This is a genomic window from Spirulina subsalsa CS-330 (assembly GCF_028330765.1).
Taxonomy (GTDB): domain Bacteria; phylum Cyanobacteriota; class Cyanobacteriia; order Cyanobacteriales; family Spirulinaceae; genus Spirulina; species Spirulina subsalsa_A.
In genome coordinates this window covers 1-9,501 of record NZ_JAQMTY010000052.1, presented here as the reverse complement: position 1 = coordinate 9,501, position 9,501 = coordinate 1, and the positions used below count along the sequence as shown (strand labels likewise).

Sequence of the window (9,501 nt, the reverse complement as noted above, 5' to 3'; positions counted from 1 at the left end):
GGCCTCGTCTGCGTTTGATCCCCCTAAATCCCCCTTAAAAAGGGGGACTTTTTTGCGTTCCCCCCTTTTTAAGGGGGGCTAGGGGGGATCGAGAGAAGGTGAACATCGTTAAGAGCAGTTTGTGTATAAGCAGTAGCCCAGAGGGAGAGGGGTTGGGGGTGAGGGCTATCAAGTCAGTCAACCAAGCTTAAACCGCAGTCCCGATCCGTTCCCATTGACATCCTCGCCCGGCCAATCTAAAAATCCCCATCAATCGCAGGCGCAAGAGCGCCAAGCGAGATGGCACAGTGCGCGATCGGTGTCGTAATTCCGTTACATTTTTTGACCAAAATTCAATGACCCGTAACAGGACATTAACGAACCTAAACTTTACCTTAAAAGATGGGATCAAAATGGTGATTCTCAACTCAAACACGATAGGCTCAAAGTATGCAACTGTTTAAGTTTGCATATCCATCCTGGGGTTGAATTCCATTGCAATCACTCCCTCACTAATCCCGAGCAATCCTCAATCACTTCTCAGTCTTGGACTTCATCAACAAGGGGCTTAAGCCCCTTGCCTGCCATAAAACCTTTGAGATTGCTAAAGATGCTTACGGTCATTCATTGGCTCTCGTCATCATTGCTTTTAGGGTTTGCAGACTGGGCGACTCACTCTCTAGGAACGGTGGTTTGGGGAGGTAAACGGTTGATTCTCAGTGGTCTAATTCATCCTCAACCCTCGTTTCATCCAAGGGTATTCCTATGACTAGAAATCTTGACCGGATGCGTAATGTGGCCATTGTTGGCCCCTATTCCAGTGGTAAAACGACCTTACTAGAAAGTATTTTGGCGGTCAGTGGTGCGATCGCCCGCAAAGGTAGCATTAAAGACGGCAACACCATTAGTGACAGCACCCCCGAAGCCCAGGCACGGAGCATGAGTGTGGAAGTGTCGGTGGCCAGTACCACGGACGGCGAGACGGAATTGAATTTCTTAGACTGTCCAGGATCGATTGAATTTGCCCAAGATACCTACAATGCGCTGGTGGGGGCGGGGTCTGCGATCGTGGTCTGTGAAGCGGATGTGGCCAAGGTGCTCACCCTCGCGCCGCTGTTTAAGGTTTTAGATGATTGGGAAATTCCCCATCTGGTGTTTATCAACAAGCTCGATCGCTGCCGTGACAGTGTGATGGATCTGTTCCAGGCGTTGAAATCCGTCTCTAGTCGGCCCCTCGTGCCGCAACAATACCCGATCCGCCAGAATACGGATTTAATCGGCTATATTGACCTGATCGACGAACAGGCCTATCACTACCATCCGGGGCAGGCGGCTGATCCGGTTCCACTGCCGGCGGAACTGCAAGCCGAAGAACAGGCCGCCCGCGAGGAAATGCTCGAAACCCTGTCGGAATTTGACGATCATCTCCTCGAAGAATTGCTCGAAGATATCCCGCCCTCGAAGGATGAAATTTTGCGAGATCTGAAGCAAGATTTGAGCGCGGATTTGATTGTGCCGGTGTTTTTAGGGATTGCGGAACAGGACTATGGGGTGCGGCCCTTGTTGGATGCCCTGGTGCGGGAAACCCCTGATCCGACGGTGACGGCCCAGCGGCGCGGCTTGGAAACGACGGGGGATGGGGATGCGATCGCCCAAGTCCTGAAAACTTACTACGGCAACAGCGGTAAACTCTCCCTGGTGCGAATTTGGCAAGGCACGATCACCGACGGCATGACCTTGAATGGTGAGCGCGTCGGCGGCATCTATCACCTGATGGGCAGTCAACAAAACCCGGTGAATGCGGCCCATGTGGGGGAATTGGTGGCGTTGGGGCGGTTGGAAACGGCCCAAACTGGCGACACGTTAAGCAGTGGTGCGGCGCAAGCGTTACCGACGGCGACGGCGATCGCGCCCGTCTATGCCCTCGCCATCATGCCCGAACATCGCAAAGATGAGGTAAAACTCAGCGGTGCGCTCAATAAATTGATCGAAATTGACCCCTCCCTCCATTGGGAACAGCACGGCGATACCCGCGAAATCATCCTCTGGGGTCAAGGTGAAATTCATCTTCAGGTGGCCCTCGATCGCCTCAAACGTCAGTTCAACCTGCCGATGACCACCCAACTCCCCCAAATTCCCTACAAAGAAACGATCCGCAAAGCCACCACCAGCCACGGTCGCTACAAGCACCAAAGCGGCGGCCATGGCGCGTTTGGGGATGTGTTCCTCGATATTCAACCCCAGCAACGGGGCGCGGGCTTCCAATTTACGGATTCGATTGTGGGGGGCGTTGTGCCGAAGCAGTATATTCCGGGGGTGGAAGTGGGGGTGCGCGAGTACCTGAACCAAGGGCCGTTAGGCTTCCCCGTGGTGGATGTGGCGGTGAATTTGAGTAATGGGTCTTACCACAGTGTGGACAGTTCAGAGCAGGCGTTCCGGCAGGCGGCGCGGATTGCGATGACGGAGGGGATGCCGAACTGTAGCCCGGTGCTGTTGGAGCCGGTGCTGACGATTAAGGTGGCGGCTCCCAATGAGTTCACCGCGAAGGTGTTGCAGTTGGTGAGTGGGCGACGGGGCCAGATCCTCGGCTATGAAGCCCTCGACGGCTGGCAAAATTGGGACAATGTGACGGCATACCTGCCCCAGGCGGAGATGCAGAATTTTATTGTGGAGTTGCGATCGCTCACTCTCGGCGTGGGCTTTTTCCACTGGGAACCGGATCACCTCCAAGAAGTCCCCGATAAAGTGCGCGATGCCGTTCTCGCCAAAGCAGACGAGGCTTAATCCTCATGTCCACAGGGAAACCACAGACGGATTTCCCTGCTGTGGCGCAACCGTTACCCGCAAGAATACTGAAAATGTAACGAAATGTTGTCAACTCGCCGCAAGGATTGTTAAGGTCTAAGTAATTCCTTCCCTTAATGAATTTTATTCATTACGAGAATGTAAAGAAGAGACGTATTTCCCCACGTCTCTTTTTTGTGTCTAATCCCCCAGGTGGGTTAGGTTGGGGCCTCGCATCATCCCTTGCCCCGATTTAACCCGTCGGTTGGTTCATCAACGCCATCAGGCTCGCTTGAATCGCTTGGGAGAGTTCAATCACCTGGGGCGTGACATCGTCAAGGGTGCTGCTTGGATCAACGGGCAGACGCAGGCTAACGGCAACCCAGGGCACACGCTGATGCCGTAACTGGGCCCATTGATCGCGCCAAAACCACTGGGCTGTGGAAAAATGCCCCCCGTCGGCAAAGGCGTACCATTGGGCGACGGCTACGGTTTGCCGTGAGGTGACGACGCGAGTATTTTCGGAGTCGCGGGCGATGAAGATGCGGGCCTGGACGGTGGCGGCGGGGTCTGCGGTGTGGAAGGTGAGCGATCGCACCTTGTCCGGTTGCCACTGATAAAACCCATCCACATCAGACCATTCCACCCCCGGCGTTTCCTTCGGCCCCGTTTGGGGAAACAACATTAACAACCCCACCCGCTGCCCCGGCACTTCGATGGTTTGCACAGACCAATCATGACTGCCCACCCGCAGCTTCGCTTGGTCGGGACTTTTCCAGCCCGGCACATCAATGCCTGTATTGCGGAGTTCCCGTAACGCGCCCAAATTTGGCACGGGCGGGGGTTCCTGCCAGAACCGTTGGCCGCTGCTGCTGAGGATGAACCCAGCCAGGAGCATCACCAGCAATACCCCGGTAATCACCCCACGGGATCGAGGGGGGTACTGGGGGGATTGTTTCACTTGCTTGAGCTTTACCATTAAGACCGTCCCGATCGATCGGATTGACCCGGCAACAGGCCCGCATAGTTAATGATGCCGCCCCCATTGCCCTGCTGATAATAGTTCGTGATCCGTTCAATGGCATCGAGCCACACGATCACCAAAAGCAGCATGACCAGAGAGATCAAGTCACCACCGAGGCCTTCGTGCGTCCAGTCGAAGGCGTTGTAATGGCCCATGCCGTAGAGGTAGGTGAGGATGGTGTTGCGCAAAATATTAATCAGGACGCTGATCACAATGGTTCCGGCGAAGAAACTGAGAACTTTGGGGCGCGATCGCCAAGTGCCCGTCCAATGCAACAAAATCCCGCCAATATAAAGACTCGTAAACAGCATTTTTAAACCGGCGCAATAGGGAGCCACTTCCACCAAATGATCTTGCACCGTGATATAAATGCCTGACACCGAGACATCCGGAACCCCCAACACCTGAAGAATAAAGCCAGCCGTTCCCGCGATCAGGGTTTGGAGGGGCAGGGTAGAGGCTGAGAGCAGATAGGGGATGGCATTGGGGGTGGCAAACCAGACAAAGAGCAGCGGAAACGCTTGTAATTTCAGGCCGGGCATGCCTTTTAAACTTAAACACAGGCCCGTTAAAACCACGGGCAATGACCAGCCAATCATTTCCCCCGTTCCCCCCAGATACAGCACAGCCCCCAGCCCTAAGAGTCCGAATCCGGCCGGGTGAGCAACGGAGGGGAGGCTGCGCCATTTTTTGCGATAGTCCCAAACGAGGTAGGCGGCATAGGGCAACCCAATTAAGCCATGGCTGAAGTATTCATGCTCAATGCTGATGCTTTTATTCAGCCAGCCATCGACCCAATGCCAGAGCAGGGGGGCATAGAGGGCGGTTAACAAGGCCAGAAGGAGGCCGTAGAACCAGGGGTGCTGGCGATCGTGGATCGGAGTGAGGGTGTCAGTCATAGGATCAGGATTGAAGGACGATATCGAGGCAGATCAAGCGGAGGTTAGGACTCCGTGGCGGCCTGCTGAATGGCGTTGATGACGGTTTCGGTTTGGTGGGGGGTGAGGCCGGGGTACATAGGGAGGGAAAGGATGGATTGGGCGAGGTGTTCGGCGTTGGGGAAGTCACCGGGTTGATAGCCGAGGTGATGATAGGCGGGTTGGAGGTGGCAGGGAATGGGGTAATGGATGCCGGTTTGGATGCCTTGGGCGGTGAGGCGATCGCGCAATTGATCCCGATTCACCCGTGCGGTTGTATCGACGCGGATCACGTAGAGGTGATAAATATGCCCGGCTCCGCTGACATTGACGAGGGGACGAATGCCGTGGGAAGCGAGGGGGGCGAGGCCGGCATCATACCGTTGCGCTGCTTGGTGGCGGGCAGCGTTCCAATCCTTGAGGTGAGGGAGTTTCCGGTTTAAAATCGCCGCTTGGAGATTATCCAAACGGCTGTTGGTTCCCCATTCACTATGGAGATATTTTTCAGCGGCCCCATAGTTGCGATAGGTGCGGACGGTGCGAGCGATCGCCCCATCGGCGGTGATCACCATCCCCCCATCCCCAAAACACCCCAGGTTCTTACTGGGATAAAAACTATAGGCGGCGGCTGTGCCCAGGCTCCCGGCGGTGCGTCCCCCTCGCTGGGCAAGGTGGGCCTGGGCTGCGTCTTCAAATAACAGGAGATGATGGGCGGTGGCCAAGGTGCAAAGGGCATCGGGATCGACCATTTGGCCGTAGAGATGCACCGGGACGATCGCCGCTGTGCGGGGGGTGATGGCTGCGGCGGCGGCATCGAGATCAATCAGGGCGGTGTCGGGGTCGCAATCAACTAAAACGGGGGTGGCTCCGGTGCGGAGAATACCGATCAAGGTGGCGATAAAGGTGTTGGCGGGGACAAGGACTTCATCGCCGGGGCCAATGCCGCAGGCCCGCAGTCCGAGGGCGATCGCATCTGTTCCCGATGCCACCCCCACCCCATGGGCTGACCCCGATGCGGCGGCAAAGGCCGTTTCAAACTGAGCGACATCGGGCCCCAAGATAAATGCACCTTGGGCGATCAAGGTACTCAAGCACTGGTCAAACTCAGCCTGGAGGGGTTGATGTTGAGACGAGAGATCCACAAACGGAATAGAAGACATAGATGAGGATCGGTAGTGAAAGACACAAAATCAGGAAGCACCCGCTCCTCCGTTGTACTGCGATTTTGCGGCGATCGCCAAATATTCAGCCCAACCCTCCAATCGCCGCCCGTTTCGTCTCAGGCTAATCAGGGCATTCGTGACCCTGGATGAACTGTTGCAAGCCGCCCCGCCACAGTGATCTCCCACCTCAGCGGATTCTAAATAAACCCTTGCGAGAGCGATCCCTAGATGGGATGATAAGACTTGGCATTGAGGCGATCCCGTCCCAACTGCTCAAGCCCGATGCTGGCCTGGCAGGCCGTCGTTTTACTCACATCCTATCATTAGACAATATGGTTGTTGCTAGTCAATCTCTTGAAGAACTTTGCATTAATTCGATTCGCTTTTTAGCCATTGATGCAGTCCAAAAAGCGAATTCCGGACACCCCGGACTGCCCATGGGTGCAGCACCGATGGCGTTTGTGCTGTGGGATCGCTTTATGCGCTATAACCCGAAAAATCCCCAGTGGTTCAACCGCGATCGCTTCGTATTATCCGCCGGTCACGGCTGCATGTTGCAATACGCCATGCTCCACCTCACCGGCTACGACAGCGTCACCATTGACGACATCAAGCAATTCCGCCAATGGGGTTCTAAAACCCCCGGCCACCCGGAAAACTTTGAAACCAAAGGCGTAGAAGTCACCACCGGCCCCCTCGGCCAAGGGATTTGTAACGCCGTGGGTTTGGCCGCTGCTGAGGCCCACCTCGCTGCTAAATTCAACAAGCCCGATGCCACGATCGTAGACCACTACACCTACGCAATTTTGGGTGATGGGTGCAACATGGAAGGGATTTCCGGTGAAGCCTGCTCCCTCGCCGGTCACTGGGGTTTAGGGAAACTGATCGCCCTTTACGATGACAACCATATTTCCATCGATGGTTCGACGGATATCTCTTTTACCGAAGATGTCTGCGCTCGGTTTGAAGCCTATGGCTGGCATACGATCCATGTGGAAAATGGCAATACGGATTTAGATGCGATCGCCAACGCGATCGAAACCGCCAAATCCGTCACCGACAAACCCACCCTAATCAAAGTCACCACCACCATCGGCTTCGGCTCCCCCAACAAAGCCGACACCGCCGGCGTTCACGGCGCTGCCCTTGGCCCCGACGAAGTGAAACTCACCCGCGAAAACCTCGGTTGGAGCTACGGTGAATTTGAAGTGCCCGCCGATGCCTTGGCCCACTTCCGCAAAGCCGTCGATCGCGGTGCTAGCGACCAAGCCGCCTGGGAAGCCGCCTTCGCCCAATACAAAACCCAATACGCCGCCGAAGCCGCCGAATTTGAACGGCTCCTCAGCGGTCAACTTCCCGAAGGGTGGGACAAAGACCTCCCCACCCCCAGCCCCGAAGACAAATCCCTCGCCACCCGGAAACATTCCGAAACCTGCCTCAACGCCCTCGCCCCGAACCTCCCCGAACTGATCGGCGGTTCAGCGGACTTGACCCACTCCAACCTCACCGAGTTGAAGTGCTCCGGCGACTTCCAAAAAGGCAGCTTTGAAAACCGCAACCTCCGCTTCGGGGTGCGCGAACATGGCATGGCCGCCATCTGTAACGGCATCGCTCTCCACAACTCCGGGCTGATCCCCTACTGCGCCACCTTCTTGGTGTTCGCCGACTACATGCGCGGTGCGATGCGCCTCTCGGCTCTCTCTGAAGCCGGTGTGATCTACGTCCTCACCCACGATTCCATCGCCCTCGGTGAAGACGGACCCACCCACCAACCCGTGGAAACGATCGCATCCCTGCGCATCATTCCCAACCTGCTCACCTTCCGCCCCGCCGACGGTAAAGAATGCTCCGGGGCCTACAAAGTGGCCGTCCAAAGTCGGAAACGCCCCAGCGCCCTCGCCCTCACCCGTCAAAACGTCCCCAACCTCCCCGGCACCAGCGTTGATGCTGTGGCCAAAGGGGCTTACGTCGTGGTGGACTGCGACGGTACGCCAGATCTCCTCCTCCTCGGCACAGGGTCTGAAGTGAGCCTCTGTGTGGAAGCCGCTGAAAAACTCAGCAGCGAAGGCACGAAAGTTCGCGTCGTTTCGATGCCCTGCTGGACGCTCTTTGAAGAGCAAAGTGCCGAGTACAAAGAATCCGTCCTCCCCAGTGCCGTCACCAAGCGCCTGTCTGTGGAAGCCGGTACGACCTTCGGCTGGGCTCGCTACGTCGGTTCTGCCGGTGATTCGATCGGAACCGATGGCTTCGGTGCGTCGGCTCCCGGCGGCACAATCATGAAAGAATACGGCTTCACCGTTGAAAACGTGGTGGCGAAAGCGAAAGCGGTTCTCGGTTAATTGTTAATTTCGGTTAATTTTTAACTGCGATCGCTCCCTAAAAAAGAGGGTGGATTTATTAAATCCGCCCTCTTTTAATTTGCATTCTGGATCAAATTGCAGTCACTGGTGATCAATTCAGGCCCACGTTATCATGGGTCTATTCAAATCCATCAACCCGCTACCCCATGACTGCGATCGATGCGTTTACTCCCCTGCCGGATCACAATCAACTCCCGTGTGAGGATGGCACATTCGTGAAAAACTTTCAAGAACACCCCCAAAGTCTTCTCCTCACGGACTCGATTTATCCGGTATTAGAGCAAGTCCATCCCGATGGTCAATTTTGTATTGGTCAAGATAGCGGTATTTATTGGCGACTGACCGATCCACCCCAACGGGGGGCAGAAGCACCGGATTGGTTTTATGTGGGTAATGTGCCGCCCACTTTAGATGGACAAGCCCGCCGATCCTATGTGATCTGGCAGGAAATTATTCCCCCGCAAATTGTGATCGAATTTGTGTCTGGGACGGGGGCAGAGGAGCGCGATTGCACCCCTTGGACGGGTAAATTTTGGGTCTACGAAACAGCAATTCGTCCTACCTACTACGCCATTTATGAGGTCACCAAGGCCAACGTTGATGTCTATGTCCTCCAGAAAAATAAATACCAACCCCTCCCGGCGAATGAGCGCGGCCACTTTCCCATTGAAGAGTTAGGGGTCGAGTTGGGCATTTGGCCGGGGGTCTATCAAGGGATGGATTTACCGTGGCTGCGCTGGTGGGATGCGGAGGGTCATTTACTCCTCAATGGTGCAGAACGCGCCGAACAAGAACGCCAACGGGCGAATCAGGAGCAGGCTAAAAATCAAAAACTGATCGCTAAACTCCTAGAACTCGGCGTTGATCCTGATAGTATTCTTGAACCTTAAATTGCAACGCCATATTCTTGATGCCCATTCATCCGTAGACCTCATACCATCTGCTCAATCGTAAAACTATTGCAACGTTCCTCATCCATCTGAATCATGAAACAATCTATCCGGTGGCTACGGCGGCGCAAATTCTTAGCAGGATTGTTGGGGTTCGGAGGGGTGGCGATCGCCGCTCCATCCCTGGCCCAATCCGCCCAAGCCCAAGGATTCTTTCGCCGATCCACCCAATTTTTTATCTTAAATGTGCAAAGAAGACTCCCACTATAAAGCGAGTCCGAGTAGAGTTACCGAAGGTAACGGCGGACGTGCCTTTGAGTGGCGAGATGAATTTGCACCAACAAACAAATCGAGCGACAGCGAGTCCTTAATTTTCAATACATT

The 9,501-nt window shown here is 55.2% G+C and carries 7 protein-coding genes; 4 read left to right on the top strand and 3 right to left on the bottom strand.

Features of this window, described 5'->3' with window-relative positions; genetic code table 11:
* Positions 1 to 744: 744 nt before the first annotated feature.
* A complete protein-coding gene (locus PN477_RS03570) occupies positions 745 to 2,763 on the top strand; it encodes an elongation factor G (protein WP_272122002.1) in 2,019 nt (672 codons plus the stop codon).
* Between the two features lie 253 nt (positions 2,764 to 3,016).
* Here PN477_RS03570 and PN477_RS03565 read toward each other — a convergent pair whose 3' ends face one another.
* The 3 genes from PN477_RS03565 to PN477_RS03555 are packed head-to-tail and all read right to left on the bottom strand — an operon-like array spanning position 3,017 to position 5,864.
* Positions 3,017 to 3,742: a cyanoexosortase B system-associated protein gene (locus PN477_RS03565; protein ID WP_272122000.1), complete on the bottom strand. Its 726-nt coding sequence runs from the start codon at positions 3,740 to 3,742 to the stop codon at positions 3,017 to 3,019.
* On the bottom strand, positions 3,742 to 4,686 hold the full coding sequence (gene crtB, locus PN477_RS03560; RefSeq protein WP_272121997.1) for a cyanoexosortase B: 945 nt from the start codon (positions 4,684 to 4,686) through the stop codon (positions 3,742 to 3,744). Before crtB ends, PN477_RS03565 begins: the two co-directional genes overlap by 1 nt.
* A 44-nt stretch (positions 4,687 to 4,730) precedes the next feature.
* Positions 4,731 to 5,864, bottom strand: a complete 1,134-nt coding sequence (locus PN477_RS03555; RefSeq protein WP_272121994.1) for a DegT/DnrJ/EryC1/StrS family aminotransferase — start codon at positions 5,862 to 5,864, stop codon at positions 4,731 to 4,733.
* 335 nt (positions 5,865 to 6,199) lie between these two features.
* On the opposite strand from PN477_RS03555, the gene tkt reads away from it, so the two are divergent.
* The 3 genes from tkt to PN477_RS03540 all read left to right on the top strand — a co-directional run bounded on the left by tkt (position 6,200) and on the right by PN477_RS03540 (position 9,387).
* Positions 6,200 to 8,206: a transketolase gene (tkt, locus tag PN477_RS03550; protein WP_272121992.1), complete on the top strand. Its 2,007-nt coding sequence runs from the start codon at positions 6,200 to 6,202 to the stop codon at positions 8,204 to 8,206.
* A 167-nt stretch (positions 8,207 to 8,373) separates the two neighbouring features.
* On the top strand, positions 8,374 to 9,117 hold the full coding sequence (locus PN477_RS03545; protein ID WP_272121990.1) for a Uma2 family endonuclease: 744 nt from the start codon (positions 8,374 to 8,376) through the stop codon (positions 9,115 to 9,117).
* A 96-nt stretch (positions 9,118 to 9,213) separates the two neighbouring features.
* Positions 9,214 to 9,387, top strand: coding sequence for a hypothetical protein (locus PN477_RS03540; RefSeq protein WP_272121988.1), 174 nt, complete (start codon positions 9,214 to 9,216; stop codon positions 9,385 to 9,387).
* The last annotated feature ends 114 nt before the right edge of the window (positions 9,388 to 9,501 follow it).

What these genes read in the sequence shown, in the direction of transcription:
- PN477_RS03570 (WP_272122002.1), top strand. Translation starts at nt 745, where the DNA reads ATGACTAGAAATCTTGACCGGATGCGTAATGTGGCCATTGTTGGCCCC.
- PN477_RS03565 (WP_272122000.1), bottom strand. Translation starts at nt 3,742, where the DNA reads ATGGTAAAGCTCAAGCAAGTGAAACAATCCCCCCAGTACCCCCCTCGA.
- crtB (WP_272121997.1), bottom strand. Translation starts at nt 4,686, where the DNA reads ATGACTGACACCCTCACTCCGATCCACGATCGCCAGCACCCCTGGTTC.
- PN477_RS03555 (WP_272121994.1), bottom strand. Translation starts at nt 5,864, where the DNA reads ATGTCTTCTATTCCGTTTGTGGATCTCTCGTCTCAACATCAACCCCTC.
- tkt (WP_272121992.1), top strand. Translation starts at nt 6,200, where the DNA reads ATGGTTGTTGCTAGTCAATCTCTTGAAGAACTTTGCATTAATTCGATT.
- PN477_RS03545 (WP_272121990.1), top strand. Translation starts at nt 8,374, where the DNA reads ATGACTGCGATCGATGCGTTTACTCCCCTGCCGGATCACAATCAACTC.
- PN477_RS03540 (WP_272121988.1), top strand. Translation starts at nt 9,214, where the DNA reads ATGAAACAATCTATCCGGTGGCTACGGCGGCGCAAATTCTTAGCAGGA.